21 protein-coding genes are annotated in these 21520 nt (G+C 55.7%); 16 read left to right on the forward strand and 5 right to left on the reverse strand.

The genetic code is table 11. The annotated features are described in order from the left end of the window. Positions 1–72: 72 nt before the first annotated feature. The 3 genes from ACKWMY_RS19865 to ACKWMY_RS19875 are packed head-to-tail and all read right to left on the reverse strand — an operon-like array spanning position 73 to position 3031. Positions 73–1593, reverse strand: a complete 1521-nt coding sequence (locus ACKWMY_RS19865; protein ID WP_065683069.1) for a tripartite tricarboxylate transporter permease — start codon at positions 1591–1593, stop codon at positions 73–75. Positions 1594–1604: 11 nt separating this feature from the next. Further along, complete coding sequence (locus tag ACKWMY_RS19870; protein WP_024530650.1) at positions 1605–2036, reverse strand: tripartite tricarboxylate transporter TctB family protein; 432 nt, start codon at positions 2034–2036, stop codon at positions 1605–1607. A gap of 14 nt (positions 2037–2050) precedes the next feature. Next, positions 2051–3031 (reverse strand): Bug family tripartite tricarboxylate transporter substrate binding protein, encoded by a 981-nt coding sequence (locus ACKWMY_RS19875; RefSeq protein WP_409486878.1) that lies wholly within the window; start codon positions 3029–3031, stop codon positions 2051–2053. A gap of 123 nt (positions 3032–3154) precedes the next feature. Between ACKWMY_RS19875 and tctD the strand changes: the two genes are divergently transcribed. Both tctD and ACKWMY_RS19885 read left to right on the forward strand, forming a co-directional pair. Beyond that, the gene (tctD, locus tag ACKWMY_RS19880) at positions 3155–3829 is read left to right on the forward strand and encodes a transcriptional regulator TctD (protein WP_024530652.1); all 675 of its coding nucleotides are present in this window, start codon (positions 3155–3157) and stop codon (positions 3827–3829) included. Then, positions 3816–5228, forward strand: a complete 1413-nt coding sequence (locus tag ACKWMY_RS19885) for a sensor histidine kinase (protein WP_409486879.1) — start codon at positions 3816–3818, stop codon at positions 5226–5228. Before tctD ends, ACKWMY_RS19885 begins: the two co-directional genes overlap by 14 nt. Before the next feature lie 642 nt (positions 5229–5870). Here the strand turns inward: ACKWMY_RS19885 and ACKWMY_RS19890 are convergent. Continuing rightward, positions 5871–6764: a DMT family transporter gene (locus tag ACKWMY_RS19890; protein WP_024530654.1), complete on the reverse strand. Its 894-nt coding sequence runs from the start codon at positions 6762–6764 to the stop codon at positions 5871–5873. Between the two features lie 108 nt (positions 6765–6872). On the opposite strand from ACKWMY_RS19890, the gene ACKWMY_RS19895 reads away from it, so the two are divergent. Further along, entirely contained in the window at positions 6873–7646 is a 774-nt protein-coding gene (locus tag ACKWMY_RS19895; protein WP_024530655.1) for an AraC family transcriptional regulator, read from the forward strand. A 16-nt stretch (positions 7647–7662) separates the two neighbouring features. Here the strand turns inward: ACKWMY_RS19895 and ACKWMY_RS19900 are convergent, their stop codons facing one another. Next, the gene (locus ACKWMY_RS19900; protein WP_074028073.1) at positions 7663–8244 is read right to left on the reverse strand and encodes a common pilus major fimbrillin subunit EcpA; all 582 of its coding nucleotides are present in this window, start codon (positions 8242–8244) and stop codon (positions 7663–7665) included. 254 nt (positions 8245–8498) lie between these two features. Between ACKWMY_RS19900 and pdxB the strand changes: the two genes are divergently transcribed. The 13 genes from pdxB (at position 8499) to ACKWMY_RS19965 (ending at position 21509) form a co-directional block, all read left to right on the forward strand. After that, on the forward strand, positions 8499–9620 hold the full coding sequence (gene pdxB / locus ACKWMY_RS19905; protein WP_199062923.1) for a 4-phosphoerythronate dehydrogenase PdxB: 1122 nt from the start codon (positions 8499–8501) through the stop codon (positions 9618–9620). 102 nt (positions 9621–9722) lie between these two features. Beyond that, positions 9723–10733, forward strand: a complete 1011-nt coding sequence (locus ACKWMY_RS19910) for an aspartate-semialdehyde dehydrogenase (protein WP_024485602.1) — start codon at positions 9723–9725, stop codon at positions 10731–10733. Next, complete coding sequence (truA, locus tag ACKWMY_RS19915; RefSeq protein WP_261160507.1) at positions 10733–11554, forward strand: tRNA pseudouridine(38-40) synthase TruA; 822 nt, start codon at positions 10733–10735, stop codon at positions 11552–11554. The genes ACKWMY_RS19910 and truA overlap by 1 nt, the downstream gene beginning before the upstream one ends. 80 nt (positions 11555–11634) lie before the next feature. Next, entirely contained in the window at positions 11635–12297 is a 663-nt protein-coding gene (locus ACKWMY_RS19920) for a DedA family protein (protein ID WP_024485601.1), read from the forward strand. A gap of 231 nt (positions 12298–12528) precedes the next feature. Further along, positions 12529–13437: an acetyl-CoA carboxylase, carboxyltransferase subunit beta gene (gene accD, locus ACKWMY_RS19925; protein WP_021178576.1), complete on the forward strand. Its 909-nt coding sequence runs from the start codon at positions 12529–12531 to the stop codon at positions 13435–13437. A 155-nt stretch (positions 13438–13592) separates the two neighbouring features. Further along, the gene (folC, locus tag ACKWMY_RS19930; RefSeq protein ID WP_409486880.1) at positions 13593–14858 is read left to right on the forward strand and encodes a bifunctional tetrahydrofolate synthase/dihydrofolate synthase; all 1266 of its coding nucleotides are present in this window, start codon (positions 13593–13595) and stop codon (positions 14856–14858) included. After that, positions 14859–15602 (forward strand): cell division protein DedD, encoded by a 744-nt coding sequence (dedD, locus tag ACKWMY_RS19935; RefSeq protein ID WP_409486881.1) that lies wholly within the window; start codon positions 14859–14861, stop codon positions 15600–15602. Positions 15603–16182: 580 nt separating this feature from the next. Continuing rightward, entirely contained in the window at positions 16183–16683 is a 501-nt protein-coding gene (gene cvpA / locus ACKWMY_RS19940; RefSeq protein ID WP_024485212.1) for a colicin V production protein, read from the forward strand. Between the two features lie 21 nt (positions 16684–16704). Then, complete coding sequence (gene purF, locus ACKWMY_RS19945) at positions 16705–18222, forward strand: amidophosphoribosyltransferase (RefSeq protein WP_021178572.1); 1518 nt, start codon at positions 16705–16707, stop codon at positions 18220–18222. Between the two features lie 147 nt (positions 18223–18369). Continuing rightward, positions 18370–18942, forward strand: coding sequence for a UbiX family flavin prenyltransferase (locus tag ACKWMY_RS19950; RefSeq protein WP_309048623.1), 573 nt, complete (start codon positions 18370–18372; stop codon positions 18940–18942). A 297-nt stretch (positions 18943–19239) separates the two neighbouring features. After that, the gene (hisJ, locus tag ACKWMY_RS19955) at positions 19240–20022 is read left to right on the forward strand and encodes a histidine ABC transporter substrate-binding protein HisJ (RefSeq protein WP_024530662.1); all 783 of its coding nucleotides are present in this window, start codon (positions 19240–19242) and stop codon (positions 20020–20022) included. Positions 20023–20118: 96 nt separating this feature from the next. Further along, positions 20119–20805, forward strand: coding sequence for a histidine ABC transporter permease HisQ (locus ACKWMY_RS19960; protein ID WP_024530663.1), 687 nt, complete (start codon positions 20119–20121; stop codon positions 20803–20805). Next, positions 20802–21509: an ABC transporter permease gene (locus ACKWMY_RS19965; protein ID WP_024485209.1), complete on the forward strand. Its 708-nt coding sequence runs from the start codon at positions 20802–20804 to the stop codon at positions 21507–21509. Before ACKWMY_RS19960 ends, ACKWMY_RS19965 begins: the two co-directional genes overlap by 4 nt. The last annotated feature ends 11 nt before the right edge of the window (positions 21510–21520 follow it).

Below are 21520 nucleotides of genomic sequence, written 5' to 3' on the forward strand. Positions count from 1 at the left end.
GGCGGGTTAACCCGCCCGATGTTCAACCGGCTCACAACATCGGGGCGCTGCATGTGCAGCGCCCTTTTTGCATTACTCGACTTCCGTCGCTTCCCCAGTGATACGGCGGTGCTTGCGGAGTTTGCGCAGCAGTGGGGGTAACACCAACACCACGACTGCCAGCACCAACAGGCATTGGGCGATGGCACTGCTCCACAGAATGTCAAAGTTCCCATTGCTAATAGACAACGCCCGGCGCAGGTTTTGCTCCAGCATTTCCCCCAGCACAAATCCCAGGATCAGCGGCGACATCGGGAAGTGCATTTTGCGCAGGATATAACCAAACACGCCTAGCCCCACCATTAGCAGTAAATCGAAGGTGGTGCTGTGCACCGCATAGACCCCAACGGCGGAAACGGCGGCGATCGCCGGTACCAGGAACCACAGCGGCACGGTCAGCATGCGGGTGAACAGGCCAATCAACGGGATGTTCATGATCAACAGCATGACGTTGGCGATCAGCAGCGCGGCGATCAGCCCCCAAACGATATCCGGCTGTTCGGTGAACATTGCCGGGCCAGGGGTGATGTTATACAGCGTCAGTGCTCCCATCATGACCGCCGTAGTGCCTGAACCCGGTACGCCCAGGGTCAGCATCGGGATAAACGAACCGCAGGCGGAAGCGTTATTGGCAGCCTCCGGCGCGGCGACGCCACGAATATCCCCTTTACCGAATGACTCACTGTTACCGCTGATGCGCTTCTCCGTCATATAAGTAAGCGCACTGGCAATGGTCGCTCCGGCACCGGGCAGAATACCGACGAAGAAACCGACAAAGGAGGATCGCAGAGTTGGGCCAACGCACTCGGCAGCCTCTTTACGGTTAAACAGCATACGGCCGGTTTTGCGGATCAGCTTCTGGCCCGTGCTGGTGCTTTCCAGCATCAGCAAGATCTCGCTGACCGAGAACAGCCCGATCACCACCACAATAAACTGAATGCCGTCGGAGAGGTGCACGCTGTCGAAGGTGAAACGATATACGCCAGTATTGGCGTCCACCCCCACGGTGGCCAGCCCCAGACCAATCAGGGCCGCCAACAGGGATTTCAACGGGTTCTGGCTCATCATGCTGCCAAGGCAGGCAATAGCAAAGACCATCAGGGCAAAGTATTCCGCTGGGCCAAACGCCAGCGACCAGCGGGCCAGCATCGGGGCGAACAGAATAATGCCGATAATGGCGACCAGCGAGCCGGTAAAAGAGCTGACAGCGGAGATCGACAGGGCAACTCCTGCACGGCCCTGTTGGGCCATAGGGTAGCCATCCAGCGCGGTCATGATTGCGGCAGCATCCCCCGGGACGTTGAGCAGGATCGAAGAGATCCTCCCCCCGTATTCACAGCCGATATACACGGTGGCCAGCAGGATCAAGGCCGACTCGGCGGGCAGCTTCAAAGCGAAAGCCAGTGGTAAGAGGATCGCCACGCCGTTGATCGGGCCAAGGCCCGGCAGCAGCCCGACGATGGTACCCACGAAGCAGCCGATCAGGGCAATCATCAGGTTCTGAGGCAGTAGCGCCACTTCGAACCCTTGTGATAAATACATCCAGGTTTCCATTATCGCTCCCGTTAGCTCAGCCAAACGCCGAGTGGCAGTGTGACATCCAGTAAATAGTCAAAGGCGTAGAACAGAGAAACGCCCATTACGGTACCTGAAATCAACGCGGCTTTGATGCTGGCCTGGAACAGAAGGCCAATGCTGAAAGTCAGCAGAGCCGTTGCCAGTGGGAAACCGAGCCACTCGAATCCCCAGGCGTACAGCACCAGCGTGATCACCAGCACCAGCAGGCGTTGCAGCACGTTTTTATGTGGCCACTCGACTAACTGTGGCCGACGCAACAGCAGCAATGCGGCACACAGGGCCATCAGGCTCAGGATGGCCAAAGGGAAGGGGCGTGGCCCCAAAGGTTCGTAGCTGTATTCGCTCTGGATGCCCCAACCGAGAAACAGGCCGCCGCCGCACAGCAGTAGCCACAGAGCAGCAAAAATACGATCGCTCATGCCAATCCCCCCGGTTATTTGGCCAGCCCGAACGCTTTGGCCTGTTCACGATACTGGGTAACCTGATTTTTCACGTAGGTATCCAATTCTTTGCCGGTCAGGTTGAATTCAAACAGGCCGCGTAGATCGCGCTGTTGTTTGAACTCCTCGGTTGCCGTCATGGTTTTGAAGGTGTCGATCCACCACTGATACTCGCCCTCGCTGACCTTTGGGCCAAGATAGAAACCGCGGATGATCGGCCACACCAGATTGAACCCCTGCTCCTTGGCAGTAGGGACGCTTGCCAACTCTCCCGGCAGGCGCTCTTCGGCATACACCGCCAGCACACGCAGTTTGTCTCCTTTCAGGTAAGGCACCATCTCACTCAGATCGCCGGACACCGCCTGAATGTGATTACCCAGCAGCGCGGTCACCGGCTCGCCGCCCCCTTCAAACGCCACATAGCGCATCTTGTGGGGATCTACGCCAACTTCACGGGCCAGCAGGGCGGTTTTCATCCAGTCCTGGCTGCCAATGGAGGCTCCAGCACCAAATACCACGCTGTTCGGGTCTTTTTGGAAGGCTGTCATCAAGTCTTTCAGCGTCTTGTAAGGCGAATCGGCACGTACGGCGATCATGCCGTAATCGGTACCCACTGCCGCCAGCCACTTAACATCATCCACGTTGTAGCGGCCAAACTTGCCTTGCGACAGGTTCAGCAGGGAACCGCCAGAGAACGCTACCACGGTGCCAAATTCGGCTGGCCGCTGGGCAACGATGGCGTTATAGGCAACGGCTCCCACGCCGCCGGGCATATAGGTGACGCGCATCGGCTTATCGATAGCCTTGGTTTCTTGCAAGGAGACCTGAATCAGTTTGCAGGTGAGATCGAAGCCTCCGCCGGGTTTGGCTGGGGCGATACATTCGGTGCGTTTTGGTGCTTCCACGGCGAACGCCTGGTTGGCGGCGAACAGCAGAACAGTGGCGGTAAGCGTACGGGTAATTATTGTTTTCATGACGTTTCCCCATCGGTTTTGTTTCAGTTTGTGAGAATCCCCGCTGACACGGGGTTGCCAAATTGTTAAAACATAAACCTTTCATTTACCTTTCAGCGACCGGGAAAGTTTACAGGATGTGATATGCGTCTCTTGTTAGTGGAAGATCACCCCGAGCTGGCTCATTGGTTGCAGAAAGCCCTTACCGGCCTTGGGTTTGCGGTGGATGTTGCGATAGACGGCGTGGCGGCAGACCATCTGTTATTGCACGAGAGCTATGCGCTGGTGGTACTGGATGTCGCACTGCCCCGGCTCAATGGCCTGGATCTGTTGGCGCGGCTGCGTAAGCGTGGGCAGACTCTGCCAGTATTGCTATTGACGGCCCGTACCGAGGTGGCCGATCGGGTTAAAGGGCTGAATCTTGGGGCTGACGACTACCTCACCAAGCCCTTTGAACTGGATGAATTAGAGGCTCGCATCCGGGCGTTGCTGCGCCGCAGCGTTGGTGTGACGCAACAGGCGTTGCAATACGGCTTGCTGACCTATCACGACGAGGGCTATTTCTTGCTGGCAGAAAAACCCCTGTCGTTAACTCCCCGTGAGCTGGCGGTGCTGACCACCTTGATGCATCGCCGTGGTCGTCCGGTCGCCAAGCAGCAACTGTTTGAGCAGGTGTTTACGCTCTCTGACGAGGCCAATCCCGAAAGCATCGAACTTTACGTTCATCGCGTACGTAAAAAACTCCAGGGGAGCAACGTGGCGATCGTGACGTTGCGGGGTCTGGGCTACAGCCTGGAGCTGTGCGATGAGGTGGTTTAAAGCACCGCGTTCGTTGTTCTATCAGTTGCTGCTGTTCTTTGGTTTGCCGTTGCTGGCATTGGGTGGGATCTCAATTTACACCCACTATTTCAGCGCGATGAGTGCGGCGACGCTGGCCTACGATCGCACCTTATTGGCATCGGCACGCACGGTGGCGGAGAGGCTGGTGGTGCGCAATCAGCTCCTGGAGGTGGATGTGCCTTATGTGGTGCTGGACAGCTTCGAGCGCAACATGAACGACCGGCTGTACTATCAGGTGATATCCCCTGAGGGGCGGAATATTTCGGGCTATAACGATTTGCCCAAGATGCCGCCCTATATTCCTCGTTCCAACCTCTATCCGGCCCTGGTGCATTTTTACGATGCGCACTATCGCGGACAGCCAATCCGCGTGGCGGCGCTGTTCCAGCCGGTGAATGAGGGCGGGGTTATGGGGATGGCGACCATTCTGGTGGCGGAAACGCTGGAGTCGCGGCGCTATCTGGCACGGCAGATGCTGCTGGCGGCGCTGCTCAGCCAGGGGACAGTGGTGGTATTGACGCTCATTCTGGCTTACATCCTGTTGAAAAAGCTGCTGCAACCGTTGCGCAAGCTGTCCAGCATGATGCTGCGGCGCGAACCGGGGGAGCTGACGCCTTTGCCGATGGTGTTGCCCTGGTCGGAAATGCAGCCGCTGCTGTTGGCATTCAACCGTTATATTGAGCGGTTGCGATTGATGGTGGCGCGTCAGGAACGTTTTAGTGCCGATGCCTCCCACCAGCTACGTACGCCGCTCACGGTTTTGAAAACCCAGGTAGGAGTGGCATTGGCCAGCGAACGGCCCGAGCAATGGCGTGAGAGTCTGGAAGGGATGAGCGCCACTCTGGACAGTACCGTCGCGTTGACCGATCGCCTGCTATACCTCTCGCGGCTGAAGGCGCACGAGCATCAGGCCGAGCGTAAGTTGCTGCCGGTTAATCTAGCGCAGGTGTTACGTGACGCCTGTTTTTCGCGGCTGCCGCAGGCCCGCAGCAAGCAGATCGATCTTGGCTACGAAGGAGCGGGAGTGTGTTGGGTGGGCGGTGAGGCGTTGCTGTTGGCGGAGCTTTGCGCCAACCTGTTGGATAACGCACTGAAATACACGCCAGCCAAGGGGATTGTGACCGCCCGTTTATTGATGGTGGATGGGCAGGGACTGTTAGAGATAGAAGACAGCGGGCCAGGCATTGCTCAGGATCAGACGGTCGCTGCGCTGCAACCGTTTCGTCGTTTGGATAACGTAGGCGATCAGCCTGGGGCTGGGTTGGGACTGGCATTGGTTAAAGATATTACCGCTTATCACGGCACCCGCCCGGAACTGCTGAGTTCTGACGCGCTAGGCGGTCTGTTGGTACGGATACGCTTTAAGCTGTTGGGGTGAAAGGGGACGTATTTCCCCCTCACCCCAACCCTCTCCCACAGGGAGAGGGAGCTGTTAGCCCTTACTCTGTTGGGAAAAAGAAGATCATCTCAGCAAAATTTGAGCGCCTCTCCATCCCAGATGAGTCAACTAATACTCATGATTGATCACAGCACTTTCAAGCGAACTCGATCGGTCCTCCTGTAGGAGAGGGAGCTGTTAGCCCTTACTCTGTTGGGAGAAAGAAGATCATCTCAGCAAAATTTGAGCGCCTCTCCATCCCAGATGAGTCAACTAATGCTCATGATTGATCACTGCACTTTTCAAGCGAACTCGATCGGTCCTCCTGTGGGAGAGGGAGCTGTTAGCCCTTACTCTGTTGGGAGAAAGAAGATCATCTCAGCAAAATTTGAGCGCCTCTCCATCCCAGATGAGTCAACTAATGCTCATGATTGATCACTGCACTTTTCAAGCGAACTCGATCGGTCCTCCTGTGGGAGAGGGAGCTGTTAGCCCTTACTCTGTTGGGAGAAAGAAGATCATCCCAGCAAAAATTTGAGCGCCTCTCCATCCCAGATGAGTCAACTAATACTCATGATTGATCACAGCACTTTCAAGCGAACTCGATCGGTCCCCTAGTGGGTTAGGGTGAGGGGCCAGTGATTACGGTGTTACGGTGCTTTTTCTGCGCCCTAATGGCGTGCGCAGGCGCTGTGACAAGATCACCCCCAGCAGAGCGACACCGCCACCAATCAGATGGTAGCTATGCAACTGTTCATGCAGGAACAGAACCGCAATTATCGCGGTGAACACCGGTGCCAGGTTCATAAAGATCGACGCCTTGTTAGCTCCCAGGCGCATCACCCCTTGGATCCACAGGAACGGCGCGGCAATCGAAGCAGGGATACCGGCAAACAGCACCAGTGGGATGTTCTGGCTGGTAAGCTGTACATCCTGTGCCATCAGGAAGTTCGGCAACAGCAGTACCACGCCAAACACGATCTGCGCATACAACGACTGCCAGTTGGGCAACGGGATCGCCCAACGTTTGGTCAACACGCCGTACAGGGCGTAGGAGGCCGAAGCGGCGAACATCATCAGCTCGCCTTTGCCGATGCCATGTTGCAGCAGCAGCCCCGGTTGCCCCGCGCTAACCAGCCACACCAGCCCGCCCAGCGACAGGATGCTGCCCAGTGCGATACCCACGGTGGGGGCAACGCGCAGGACAAAGATGCCAATTAACACCGTCAGCAGTGGGATCAGGGAGTTGAGGATGCCCATAAACAGCGCGCTGACGCTATGTGCGGCGTAATAGGCCAGGCTTTGATAGAGCACCATCCCCAGCAGGCCTAGGATCATTAGTTTCCACCAGTTGGCGCGAATGGCTGGCCAATTGCGGATCGCTCCTGGTAGCACGAAAGGGGTGAGCACGATCAGCGCCAATGCCCAGCGATAGAAGGAGATGGCTGCCGGATCGATGGCGGTTGCCGATACTTTACTGACTACGGCGTTAATCGACCAGATCAGCACTGCCAACAGGGGAAAGAGCACGTTCATGATAATAATTCTCAACAACGAATAACATGCTGGCTAGTCTACCCGTGTCCGGTTTATTATATATAGTCAAAATCAGACAGCATTTCGCGAAATCAAGACAACTTCACCATGGCCGAAACCCGTAATTATCCCACCGCAGACGTCGCTGCTCCGCGCACGCTGTTTTTCCGCTGCGAAGAAACCAATGCAGATACTGAATATCTGCCGCACAGCCACGACTGGGGGCAGCTGATTTGCGTCAAAACCGGAGTGATCGCGCTGAATATTGCCGGGCAGCGTTTTTTGGCCCCGCCGGAGTTTGCCGTCTGGTTACCGCCGGGAATGGAGCATTCCAGCCATAACCGCAAACCGGTGCTGTTCCGCACCATCAATATCGCCAAATCCTTATGCGTCGGGTTGCCAGAAGAGGCCTGTTTGATCAACGTCTCGCCGGTGTTCAGCGCTATTGTTGAAGATTGCCTGGGGCGCAAAATGCTGGAGCCCACTAGCGAAGAGGATCTGCGTCTTTGCCGGGTGCTGATCGACCAACTGCGGATTTCCCCGGTTCAACAGACCTATCTGCCGACCTCGCAAGACAAGTTTTTGGGGCCAGTGTTACAGGCGTTGGAACGTTGCCCGGCGGATAACACCTCATTAGCAGTCTGGGCCAGCAAGGTGTATACCACCGAACGGACGCTTTCGCGCCGCTGCCAGCAGGAACTGGGCATGTCGTTTAGCGAGTGGCGGCAGCGCCTGCGTTTTTTACATGCGCTTTCACTGCTCGAACAGGGGAAAACAGTGCAGGATGTGGCGCTCGATGTGGGCTACAGCTCGGCTTCCGCGTTTATTGTGATGTTCCAGCAGATCGCCGGCACCACGCCAGAACGTTTCCGCCGGGCATGACAATCCCAACACGACATCAACTGGCCCAGGTTACGTCGAACCGAACGTTTACATCACCACTCCAGGTCCCTGCCGGCAAGGTGCTGAAGTCGGTCACTGGGGTCGTGCCATCAGCCGTCGCACCGATGATAGTGAAATCGAAGTGGTCTTGCGCCCCCTGGCGGCCAGGCTGTTTGTCAGCGTTGGCAAGTTTACTCAGGTTACCGCCTGACATACCGGCAGAAGTATCAATCAGGGTGGTTTGAGCGGTTTTTGTTATCGCAGCGCCGTGGTGTTTAACCCCCACTTCCAGGGTAGAGCCGGAGGTGCCCAACTGAGTCAGGGTATTGGAAACCAGTTTGGCGGTCAGTTTAATCGCGGTGCCTTCGCCTTCGAGAGCCACGTCGAACACGCCTTGCTGGCTGTTGAAGCGCTTGACGCCTTCAGCATATTGGAAATACAGGCTGCCAATGGGCGTAACGACCAATTGGCTGGCGGAGTCTTTCACCGCTATCGCAGGCCAAGTGGCCAATGCTTGTGAAGTCACGTTTTCAGCCTGAGCGGTACCAACGGCTGTGAGTGTTGCCACGATCGCCAGAACAAGTGTCGCTTTTTTCATGGTTAACGCCCTTGATTTTCGATTTGTTTCTGCCCGTTAGCCGGTCGCTAACGCGAAGGTTCGCCTCCTTGCGTGATAATTATCGGAAAAAACTCAATAAAGCTTAGAAGAAAATCATCGTTATTTCACCGGGCATAACAAGCTTGGGTTTCCAAGCCATTCGGTGGCACACTATTTTGTAGCTACTGCTTACCTATACCCTATGAATTTCAAGCTGCAGCTTGAAAGGCACGGGTAGATCTTTGGAGAGTGACGTGAAGATACTGGTTGATGAAAATATGCCCTACGCGGTGGATTTGTTTAGCCGCTTGGGGGAAGTGCAGGCCGTGCCTGGCCGCCCGATCCCAACCGATGCGCTGGCCGGAGCCGACGCCTTGATGGTGCGCTCGGTGACCAAAGTGAATCAGGAGCTGTTGGCTGGCACCAAGATCGGTTTTGTTGGCACCGCGACGGCGGGGACCGACCATGTGGATGAGGCGTGGTTGCAGCTGGCAGGGATTGGTTTCTCGGCCGCGCCTGGTTGTAATGCCATTGCGGTGGTGGAATATGTGCTTTCGTCATTAATGCTATTGGCGGAGCGCGATGGTTTCTCTTTGCGTGATAAAACCGTTGGGATCGTGGGGGTGGGTAACGTTGGATCTCGGCTGGACGCTCGTCTGAAAGCCTTGGGTGTGCGTACGCTGCTGTGCGATCCACCGCGCGCCGATCGTGGAGACAGCGGCGAATTCTGGCCGTTGGAAAAGCTGGTGGCAGAGGCCGACGTGCTGACGTTCCATACTCCGTTGAACAAGACTGGCCCGTATAAATCGTTGCATCTGGCCAACGCGGATCTGCTGGATGCCTTGCCCGACGATCGCATTCTGATCAACGCCTGCCGGGGTGCCGTGGTACATAACGCCGCGTTGCTTAACGTGTTGGAGCGGGGTAAGCGATTGAGTACGGTACTGGACGTGTGGGAGCCGGAGCCGGATCTCAGCGTGCCGTTGTTGGATCTCGTGGATATCGGCACCGCCCATATCGCCGGTTACACGCTGGAAGGTAAAGCACGCGGCACCACGCAGGTGTTTGAAGCCTTTGCTCAGCATCTTGGGCAGCCGCAATCTATTGAGCTGGCCTCGCTGCTGCCGGTGCCAGAGTTCAGCGAAATCCGTCTCAATGGGCCGCTGGACGAAGGCAAGTTAAAACGATTGATGCACTTGGTGTATGATGTGCGCCGCGATGATGCGCCGCTGCGGCAAGTTGCCGGGCTGCCGGGTGAGTTCGATCGACTACGCAAGCATTATCAGGAACGCCGAGAGTGGTCTTCACTGCGTGTGCAGTGTGATGACAGTGCGAGTGCAGAACTACTGCACAAACTGGGCTTCGGCGTTCTGTAAAAGGCGAGCATAAGGTTGCCTTAAGGCAATTGGCGGTAAAGTTTATCGGGCGGTGAGTGCATCGCCCGTTTGCATTTGAATCAAATACTCTGGAGAAACCCAATGTCTGACGGCTGGAATATCGCTGTGCTCGGTGCCACTGGCGCAGTAGGTGAAGCGTTGCTGGAATTGCTACAGGAACGCCAGTTCCCGGTGGGTGAACTCTTTCCTTTAGCCAGCGAGCGCAGTGCTGGTGCGACGGTGCGTTTCAACGGCAAATCCTTGCTGGTGGAAAATGTAGAAGAATTCGACTGGTCGCAGGCGCAACTGGCGTTCTTTGTTGCCGGTAGCGAAGCCGCGGCCCGTTACGCCGATGATGCGGGCAACATGGGCTGCCTGGTGATCGACACCAGCGGCCATTTTGCCCTGGAGCCGGACGTGCCGTTGGTGGTGCCTGGCGTTAACCCGCAGGTGCTGGCGGATTATCGCAACCGCAATATCGTGGCAGTGGCCGACAGCATGGTGAGCCAGCTGTTGACGGCGATTAAGCCGCTGACCGAACAGGCCGGGCTTTCACGCTTGCACGTCACTACGTTGATGTCGGTTTCGGCTCGCGGCAAGGTCGCGGTGGACGATCTGGCAGGCCAGAGTGCGCGTCTGCTGAACGGCATCCCCGCAGAGCCGGGCGTGTTCGCCAAGCAGTTGGCGTTTAACCTGCTGCCATTGATGACCGATGAGCAGGGCAGCGTGCGTGAAGAGCGTCTGATCGTCGATCAGGTGCGTAAAGTGTTGCAGGATGAAGGGCTGCCGATTTCGGTGAGCTGCGTTCAGTCGCCAGTGTTCTACGGCCACGCACAAGTGGTGCATCTGGAAGCGCTGCGCCCAATCGCGGCAGAAGAAGCTCGCCACGAGCTGGAGCAAGCTGAAGATATCCAACTGAGCGAAGAGGACGATTATCCAACTCAGGTTACCGAAGCTTCCGGCAGCGATATGCTGAGTATTGGCTGTCTGCGCAATGATTATGGTATCCCCGAGATGCTGCAGTTCTGGTCGGTGGCCGATAACGTGCGCTTTGGCGGCGCGTTGATGGCGATCGAAACCGCTGAACGGCTGTTGCAGGAGCAGATGTACTGATGTCCGAGGTGGAGTTGCCAACCCAGCCAATGCTGAAAATTGCGCTGGGGATCGAGTATGACGGCAGCCGTTATTACGGTTGGCAGCGTCAGCAAGAGGTTACCAGCGTCCAGGCTTGCCTGGAAAAAGCGTTAAGCAAGGTGGCGGATGCGCCGATCGGCGTATTCTGCGCCGGGCGAACCGATGCCGGAGTGCATGCCACCGGGCAGGTGGTGCATTTCGAAACCGCCGCACTGCGCAAAGACGCCGCCTGGACGATGGGGGTGAACAGCCATTTGCCACCGGATATCGCGGTACGCTGGGTGAAAGAGGTCAGCAGCGATTTTCATGCTCGCTTCAGCGCCACCGCGCGGCGTTATCGCTACATTATTTATAATCACCGCTATCGCCCGGCGGTCTTGCAGCAAGGGGTGACGCACTTTTATCATCCGCTGGACGCCGATCGCATGCATCGTGCCGCACAGGCCCTGCTGGGGGAAAACGACTTTACCTCCTTCCGGGCGGTGCAATGCCAGTCACGCACGCCGTGGCGAAACGTAAAACACGTTAAGGTTTCGCGCTATGGCGAATATATCGTGGTAGATATAAAGGCCAACGCCTTTGTCCATCATATGGTGCGCAACATTGTTGGCAGCCTGATGGAGATTGGCTGTGGCAATCAGGATGAGAACTGGATGGGCGAACTGTTGGCGCTCAAAGATCGCAGCCTGGCGGCCGCTACCGCACGGGCCGAAGGACTGTACCTGGTTGCGGTTGATTATCCCGAGTCGTTTGCCTTACCCCGGCCGCCGATGGGGCCGCTGTTTTTAGCCGACGATTAACTGGCAGGCTGGCAGATTAATACGTTATTTACTGGTGCCAACGCCGGGTGAGAGAGACACCTGGTCAATTGAGAGAGTTTATGGACATCATCAAGTTTCTGATTGATTTTATTTTGCATATTGATGTGCACCTGGCAGAACTGGTCGCGCAATACGGTATGTGGGTTTACGGTATTCTGTTCCTGATCCTGTTTTGTGAAACCGGGCTGGTGGTTACGCCGTTCCTGCCGGGGGATTCTCTGCTGTTTGTCGCTGGTGCGCTGGCCGCGTTACCTTCGAACGATCTCAACGTACATACCATGGTGGCATTGATGGTGATTGCAGCGGTGATTGGCGATGCCGTCAACTACACTATTGGTCGGCTGTTCGGCGAAAAGCTGTTCAGCAACCCGAACTCGAAAATTTTCCGTCGTAGCTATCTGGACAAAACCCACCAGTTCTACGAAAAACACGGCGGAAAAACCATTATTCTGGCGCGATTTGTGCCGATCGTGCGCACCTTTGCGCCGTTCGTGGCCGGCATGGGGCATATGTCCTATCGCCACTTTGCTGCCTATAACGTGATTGGTGCGCTACTTTGGGTGCTGCTGTTCACTTATGCTGGCTACCTGTTTGGCGACTTGCCGATCGTGCAGGAAAACTTGAAGTTGTTGATTGTTGGCATCATCCTGGTTTCAATTCTGCCGGGCATTATTGAAATCTGGCGCCATAAACGTGCGGCTGCCCGCCAACAAAAACAGTAAAAACACCGCTTAACCTGTCGGTTCGACCAGTTTTTTGTCCACACAATCGGGCCGATATGGTTTAATGAGCGACATTTATGGTCTGTTCCCGCGAACGACCCTGAAGCCAATGCCTTGGTAGCGCACCTGTTGCGCTGAGCTCGGCATTTTTGCATTGGGTGTGTTCCGGGAGGATTGTTAAGGCATGAACAGCGGACTAGGGTCTGCCAGGTTCAAACAGAAAGGTCATCGATGAGCTGGATTGAACGAATTCTCAACAAAAGCAATGTTACGCAAACCCGTAAGGTGAGCATTCCTGAAGGGGTCTGGACCAAATGCGATAGCTGTGGTCAGGTTCTTTACCGTGCCGAACTGGAGCGTAACCTTGAGGTCTGCCCCAAGTGCGACCACCACATGCGCATGTCAGCCCGTATGCGTCTGCATACCTTGCTGGATGAAGGCAGTGAAGTGGAACTGGGCAGCGAACTGGAGCCGAAAGACGTTCTGAAGTTCAAGGATTCCAAAAAGTACAAAGATCGTCTGGTTGCCGCACAGAAAGCAACCGGCGAGAAAGACGCGCTGGTGGTGATGAAGGGCACGCTGTATGGCATGCCGATCGTCGCGGCCTCCTTCGAATTCGCCTTTATCGGTGGTTCGATGTCTTCCGTGGTCGGTGCGCGCTTTGTGCGTGCGGTTGAGCAGGCGTTGGAAGATAACTGCCCGCTGGTGTGCTTCTCTGCCAGTGGCGGTGCGCGTATGCAGGAAGCGCTGATGTCGCTGATGCAGATGGCGAAAACCAGCGCCGCGTTGGCCAAGCTGCAAGAGCGTGGCCTGCCGTATATTTCGGTACTGACCGATCCAACCATGGGTGGCGTATCCGCCAGCCTGGCGATGCTGGGCGATATCAACATTGCCGAGCCAAAAGCGCTGATCGGCTTTGCCGGGCCACGGGTTATCGAACAAACCGTACGTGAAAAACTGCCGCCGGGCTTCCAGCGCAGCGAGTTCCTGATTGAAAAGGGCGCTATCGACATGATCGTGCGCCGCCCGGTGATGCGTCAGACCCTGGCCAGCATTCTTTCCAAGCTGACTAACCAGCCGCAGCCGCATTTCGATGAGGCGGCGCCGGTCATCGCTCAGGAAAATCAGGCCGACGCCTGAGGCGCAGACAAAGACCCGGTATAGGTGCAAGCCTGCGCCGGGTTCCGCCGCCATTTTGTGGCTAAGTTGCGGCGGGAAACGAAGAGCATCGCTTTTGACGTCGTCAGGGCGATGCGTCTTACGGATTTATGAACCCAAAGTCAGTGATGGGACTCATGCAAAACCACCAAATTCCCCAAGCCACGTCGCCATTGAGCTCGTGGCTTTACTATCTGGAACGTCTGCATAGCCAGGCGATCGAACTCGGCCTGGAGCGTGTGCAACACGTTGCGGCGCACCTCGACCTTCTCACTCCTGCTCCTACCGTATTTACCGTTGCCGGTACTAACGGCAAAGGCACCACCTGCCGCACGTTAGAGGCCATTTTGCTGGCTACCGGGCTGCGGGTCGGGGTTTACAGTTCACCGCATTTGGTGCGTTACACCGAACGGGTTCGCATTCAGGGTGAAGAGCTGAGTGAGGCTGAACACAGCCGCTCTTTTGCCGCGATTGAAGCTGGCAGGGGGGAAACCTCGCTGACCTATTTCGAATTTGGCACCCTGTCGGCATTGCAGCTGTTTAAACAGGCTAAGCTTGACGTGGTGATCCTGGAAGTGGGGCTAGGTGGGCGTCTGGACGCGACCAATATCGTCGAGCCAAGCGTCGCCGTGGTGACCAGCATTGCGCTGGATCACACCGACTGGCTAGGCCACGATCGTGAAAGCATCGGCCGCGAGAAGGCGGGGATTTTCCGTGGCGGCAAGCCTGCCGTGGTCGGTGAGCCGGATATGCCACATAGCATCCAGCAGGTAGCGGAAGATCTCAACGCTCAACTGTACCGCCGTGATGAAGCCTGGTCGTTCAGTGAACAGGGCGAACGCTGGCAATGGGAAGGGGGCGGCACACGCCTGACCGATCTCCCTATGCCTAACGTCCCCTTGGCCAATGCGGCGACGGCATTGGCTGCGCTGCACTATTCAGCGCTGGAAATCGACGAGAAGGTGATTTTTGCCGGTCTACAGCAGGCCGCTTTGCCAGGGCGTTTTCAGACCGTGCAGCAGAACCCGCAGCTGATCCTGGACGTTGCCCACAACCCCCATGCTGCGGCCTATCTGGCTGGGCGACTGGCGAAACTTCCCCGCAATGGCGGCGTAGTACGCGCGGTGGTGGGGATGCTGTCAGACAAGGATATTGCCGGTACGCTGGCCTGCCTGAGCGAGCAGGTGGACGAGTGGTATTGTGCGCCGCTGGAAGGCCCGCGCGGAGCCAGCGTTGAGCTGCTGGCACAGTATTTAACGGAACCACGCAAGTTTGCCGATGTCGAAACTGCCTGGCGTCAGGCTATGCAGGACGCGGATATTCAGGATATTGTGATCGTCTGTGGGTCTTTCCACACTGTTGCCCACGTGATGGCGGCGTTAGACGAGAGGCGGGGAGTGTGAGTGGCAAGTAAATTTCAGAATCGACTGGTCGGAACCGTGATTTTGGTTGCCCTGGGGGTGATTGTCCTGCCGGGGCTGCTTGACGGCAAAAAGAAGCATTATGAGGATGAGTTTGCGGCGATCCCGTTGGTGCCCAAGCCTGGGGATGCTCATGAAATCGACGTGATCCCACCGGCCAATCAGGCGCTACCTTCAGTGCCGCCTGAAGGGGCTGGTGCTTTGGTTGAACAACAGCAGGCCGCCGCCGAGGCTTCCGCCCAGCAGGCGGCTAATCAAACGACTCAACCACAGCAGCCTGCGGTTGTTGCTCCGCCACCTATCGAAACCAAACCGGTTCAGCCAACTAAACCTAAGCCTGTGGAACCTAAACCGGTAGAGGTGAAGCCAGTGGAAGTGAAACCTAAGCCGGTGCCAACACCGCCAAAGGTAGAGCCAAAACCGGAAGTGAAACCAGAGCCGAAGCCTGAAACCAAACCTGCGGTTGAAGAAAAGGCACCGGCTGGCCAGGCTTATGTGGTGCAGTTGGGGGCGTTGAAGAATGCTGCCAAGGTCAATGAGATCGTCGCTTCGCTGCGCCTGTCTGGGCACCGGGCTTATACCGTGCCCTCCACGCCGGTGCAGGGGGAAATCACCCGCATCTACGTTGGCCCAGATGCCTCGAAGCAGAAACTGCAGGCTTCGCTGGCGGAGCTGAATGGGATCAGTGGGTTAAGCGGGCAGGTGAAGGCGTATAGCGCGCGTTGATATACCCGTCGTCTTTCAAGCTGCAGCGTTGTTACCTGCGCTATCTCACCCCAGTCACTTACTAAAGTAAGCTCCTGGGGATGAGATAGCTTGTCGCCTAGCTGCAACTCGAAATCCATAGGGTATAAGCCAGTAGTTTTTCCTATGCTCTTGTTAAATATCAAGAGGGAACTGAGTAGTGTCACAGCTGCTAACAGCGACTCGGACGATCCCCTCTCCCTGTGGGAGAGGGTTAGGGTGAGGGGCCACTGTGCTCAAGGAGGAGGATTGCCAAATCACCACTAAAAATGTGCCTTTCACAGGCCTGATGACCTAAGTAGGCGCGGCGATTAGCAATTTTAATACCCGTCGTCTTTCAAGCTGCAGCGTTGTTACCTGCGCTATCTCACCCCAGTCACTTACTAAACGTAAGCTCCTGAGGATGAGATAGCTTGTCGCCTGGCTGCAGCTTGAAATCCATAGGGTAACATCGCCGTTTTTTATTTGTTACGTGGTGGGAAATCCGCTACGCAAACGTTTTCTTTTTCTGTTAGAATTCGCCGCGATTGGATGCAGGGGCGATTCATCATTGGAATAGTTCATGGTCTGGATTGATTACGTCATTATAGCGTTGATTGGATTTTCGGCTCTGGTGAGCCTGATCCGAGGTTTTGTTCGCGAAGCATTGTCACTTGTGACATGGGGATGTGCGTTCTTTGTTGCCAGCCATTTCTACCCATACCTTGCAGCCTACTTCACCCGTTTTGAAGATGAGCTGGTACGTAACGGCATTGCGATTGCCATTTTGTTTATTGCAACGCTGATTGTGGGCGCTATCGTTAACTATGTGATTGGGTCACTGGTAGAGAAAACCGGATTATCGGGCACCGATCGGGTGCTGGGCGTGTGTTTCGGCGCACTGCGCGGCGTGTTGATCGTAGCGGCGATACTGTTCTTCCTGGATACCTTTACCACCCTGTCGCAAAGTGCGGACTGGAAACAGTCACAGTTGATCCCCCAGTTCAGTTACATCATCAGATGGTTCTTTGACTATCTGCAAAGCACGTCGAGTTTCTTACCAACCCAATTACCGGGGCGGTAGCGGCTTAGAGGAAAAGACAACATGTGCGGTATTGTCGGTATCGCCGGTTTTATGCCGGTAAACCAGTCGATTTATGATGCATTGATGGTGCTCCAGCATCGTGGACAGGATGCCGCTGGCATCGTCACTATTGATGCCCATAATGGGTTCCGCCTGCGCAAGGCAAATGGTCTGGTGAAAGATGTTTTTGAAGCCCGCCATATGCTGCGCCTGCAGGGCAACATGGGCATTGGCCATGTACGTTACCCAACGGCTGGCAGCTCCAGCGCTTCAGAAGCTCAACCTTTCTATGTCAACTCGCCGTTCGGCATTACGCTGGCACACAACGGCAACCTGACCAACGCCCACGAACTGCGCCAACAGCTGTTTGAACGTGGCCGTCGTCATGTCAACACCACTTCCGATTCCGAGATCCTGCTGAACGTGCTGGCCACCGAGCTTGACCGTTTCCCGCATTATCCACTGGAGTCCGACAACATTTTTACCGCCGTTGCCGCGATGCATCAGCAACTGCGTGGCGCTTATGCCTGCGTGGCCATGATTATCGGCCACGGTCTGGTGGCGTTCCGCGATCCCAACGGCATTCGCCCGCTGGTGATCGGCAAACGTGAGCTGGAAGATGGCCGCTGTGAGTACATGGTGGCCTCTGAGAGCGTGGCGCTGGATACCTTGGGCTTCGACTTCCTGCGCGATGTGGCGCCGGGCGAAGCGGTGTATATCACCGAAAAAGGCCAGCTGTTCACTCGCCAGTGCGCGGAGAACCCAAAAACCAATCCTTGCCTGTTCGAGTATGTCTATTTTGCCCGTCCTGACTCCTTTATGGACAAGATCTCCGTCTACAGCGCCCGCGTGCGTATGGGGCAGAAATTGGGTGAGAAGATTGCGCGCGAATGGGAAGATCTGGATATCGACGTGGTGATCCCGATCCCGGAAACCTCTTGCGATATCGCGCTGGAAATTGCCCGTATTCTGGATAAGCCGTATCGCCAGGGCTTCGTCAAAAACCGCTATGTTGGCCGTACTTTCATCATGCCGGGCCAGCAGGCTCGTCGTAAGTCGGTACGCCGCAAGCTGAACGCCAATCGTGCCGAATTCCGCGATAAGAACGTGCTGCTGGTTGATGACTCCATCGTCCGTGGTACCACTTCAGAGCAGATTGTGGAGATGGCGCGTGACGCCGGTGCCAAACGGGTTTATCTGGCTTCTGCCGCCCCGGAGATCCGCTTCCCTAACGTGTACGGTATCGATATGCCGAGCGCCACGGAGTTGATTGCCCATGGGCGTGAAGTGGACGAAATCCGCCAGATTATTGGTGCCGACGGCCTGATTTTCCAGGATCTGGATGACCTGATCGCCGCAGTACGCGAAGAGAACCCGGACATTGCCCAGTTCGAATGCTCGGTGTTTAACGGCATCTACGTGACCAAAGACGTTGACCAGAGCTATCTGGAGTATCTGGAAACGCTGCGTAATGACGATGCCAAAGCGTTGCGCGGCCAGACAGAAGCAGAAAATCTGGAAATGCATAACGAGGGCTAACGCGCCCACGTGCTTCACCAAAACGGTGCACCGTAGCGTTGGTTACGGTGCATTGTCTTATTCCCACCTCGAATCTACGAAGGTTGCTGCCAAACCTGCCCCTATTCGGCTATCCTTACGGCATATTTCCCGACAAAGGCCAGCTTGATGAAAAGACTCATTATCGGTATTTCCGGCGCCAGCGGCGCTATCTACGGCGTGCGCTTATTGCAGGTGCTGCGTGGGGTAGAAGAGGTGGAAACCCACCTGTTAATGAGCAACGCGGCACGCCAGACGCTGGCCCTGGAAACTTCTCTGAGCCTGCGTGACGTTCAGGCCTTGGCCGATGTGGTGCACGATGCGCGTGATATTGCCGCCAGTATTTCCTCCGGATCGTTCAAAACCATGGGGATGGTGATTTTGCCATGCTCAATCAAAACGTTATCTGGCATCGTCAACAGTTACAGCGATGGGTTGTTGACTCGCGCCGCCGATGTGGTGCTCAAAGAGCGTCGGCCACTGGTGCTCTGCGTGCGCGAAACGCCGTTGCACCTGGGCCATCTGCGGCTGATGACCCAGGCAGCGGAGATGGGGGCGGTGATTATGCCGCCGGTACCGGCTTTCTACCATCGTCCGCAAACCGTTGACGATATTATCGATCAGACCGTTAATCGGGTCATCGACCAGTTTGACATCGAACTGCCGCAAGATCTCTTCACGCGTTGGCAAGGCGTTAATTAACTAACTCACCCTCAAATTTATACATTTGTGCAACATCGCACTGATTTAGTGCGATTGATGCATCATAATGATCCTGCTTCCCCATGCACTCTGTTTCAGTATCTTGCTGGTTTTCCGTGGCGAAGCCCGAGTTTGCCGTTCATTTTGTCGTTGATTGTCTCTGGGAAGAGCTTTGAACAGAGCGTGGCCGTTCCCCGCGCTCGCTAATGACAAAGTGGCATGATTACTGCAGATCCTGTGTGTGATGAAAGTAATGCCCGTAGTGGCATCGGCAAAAATATCCATTTGAGGGTAATTATGAAAAAGCTTGTTAAAGTTCTCCCTTTAGTTTTGGCTTTGAGCGCGGTTAGCAGTGCATTCGCCGCATTACCTTCCACGCTGAAAATCGGTACCGATCCCACCTATGCGCCGTTTGAGTCGAAAAATGCGCAGGGTCAACTGGTTGGCTTCGATATCGATCTGGCCACCGAGCTGTGCAAACGCATAAATACCAAGTGTATCTTTGTGGAAAGCGATTTTGATGCGCTGATCCCCTCCCTGAAAGCGAAGAAAATCGACGCAATCATCTCTTCTCTGTCCATTACCGAAAAACGCCAGCAGGAAATTGCCTTTACCGACAAGCTGTTTGCGGCCAACTCACGCCTGATCGCACCCAAAGGCTCCAAGATCCTGCCAACCGTCGATGCGCTGAAGGGCAAAAGCATCGGCGTATTGCAGGGTACCACCCAGGAAGCCTTTGCTAACGCCAATTGGCAGCCAAAAGGCGTGACCGTGGTGCCTTACCAGAATCAGGATCTGGTGTACGCGGATCTGGCTTCCGGGCGTATTGACGCAGCGTTTCAGGATGAAGTCGCAGCGAGCGAAGGTTTCCTGAAACAGCCTCCAGGCAAGGAGTACGCGTTTGCCGGTGAGTCGGTGAAGGACGATAAATTCTTTGGTGTCGGCACCGGTATGGGCCTGCGCAAGGATGAAACCGAGCTGAAAGCGGCGTTAGACAAAGCCTTTGCCGAAATGCGCAAAGACGGCACCTACGATAAGTTCGCGAAAAAATACTTCGACTTTGACGTTTACGGCGGCTAATTCCTGTCGGGTACTCTCTATGGCAACAGGCCCGGTTCTCCGGGCCTGTTCTGGCTGGAGTGTCATGACGTGCTCAATGACGACAGGGTGACGTAAATGCTACAAGGTTACTCCCAACTGATATTTGAGGGGGCTCTGGTGACGCTGGAGCTGGCCCTCAGCTCCGTATTGCTGGCGGTGGTGATTGGTTTGATCGGCGCTGGCGGTAAACTTTCGCAAAACCCTGTTATTTCCACGATCTTTGGTGCCTATACCACCTTGATCCGTGGCGTGCCGGACCTGGTGTTGATGCTGTTGATTTTCTACGGTCTGCAAATTGCCCTCAACAGCGTGACGGAGTTTTTTGGCTTCTCACAGATTGATATCGATCCGCTGGGGGCGGGCATTATTACCCTGGGCTTTATCTACGGAGCCTATTTTACCGAAACCTTTCGGGGAGCCTACCTGGCGGTGCCTCGTGGTCAGATCGAGGCGGCTACCGCCTTCGGTTTTTCCAACGCGCAGATTTTCCGTCGCATTCTGTTCCCGGCCATGATGCGCTTTGCGTTACCCGGCATCGGTAATAACTGGCAGGTGATCCTCAAGGCGACGGCCTTGGTCTCCATTCTTGGACTCAACGATCTGGTAAAGGCCACGCAGCTGGCAGGAAAGGGCACCTATCAGCCTTTCTTCTATGCCATTGTCGCAGGCTTGGTGTATCTGTTATTCACCACGATTTCCAACGGCGTGTTGCTGTGGCTTGAGCGGCGTTATTCATTGGGCGTCAAAAGGGCCGAACTATGATCGATATCCTGCATCAGTATTGGCAGCAACTGCTGTGGACCGATGGCTATCGCTATACCGGTGTGGCGGTGACCCTGTGGCTGCTGATCTCCTCGGTGGTCATGGGCGGGCTGCTGGCCATTCCGATGGCGGTAGCTCGGGTTTCTTCCACCCGTTGGGTGCGTTATCCGGTATGGTTGTATACCTATGTTTTCCGCGGTACGCCGCTGTACGTACAATTGCTGGTGTTTTATTCCGGTATGTACAGCCTGGAAATCGTGCGGGGCACTGAACTGCTCAATGCGTTTTTCCGCAGCGGATTAAACTGCACCATTTTGGCACTAACGCTGAATACCTGTGCCTATACCACGGAGATTTTCGCCGGGGCCATTCGTTCGGTGCCGCACGGAGAAATTGAAGCGGCCAGGGCCTATGGGTTTTCCAGCTTTAAGCTGTATCGTTGCATTATTTTGCCTTCGGCGCTGCGTTCGGCACTACCGGCGTACAGCAATGAAGTTATTCTGATGCTGCATTCGACCGCGCTGGCCTTTACCGCCACGGTGCCGGACCTGTTGAAGGTAGCCCGTGATATCAACGCGGCGACCTACCAGCCGTTTTATGCCTTTGGCATTGCGGCCGTGCTGTATCTGATTATCTCCTACACGTTGATCAGCCTGTTCCGCAGGGCAGAAAAACGCTGGATGGCGCACGTAACTCATCGATGAATGACGGGGAT

This window comes from Serratia sp. J2, from assembly GCF_046269175.1.
GTDB lineage: Bacteria > Pseudomonadota > Gammaproteobacteria > Enterobacterales > Enterobacteriaceae > Chania > Chania fonticola_C.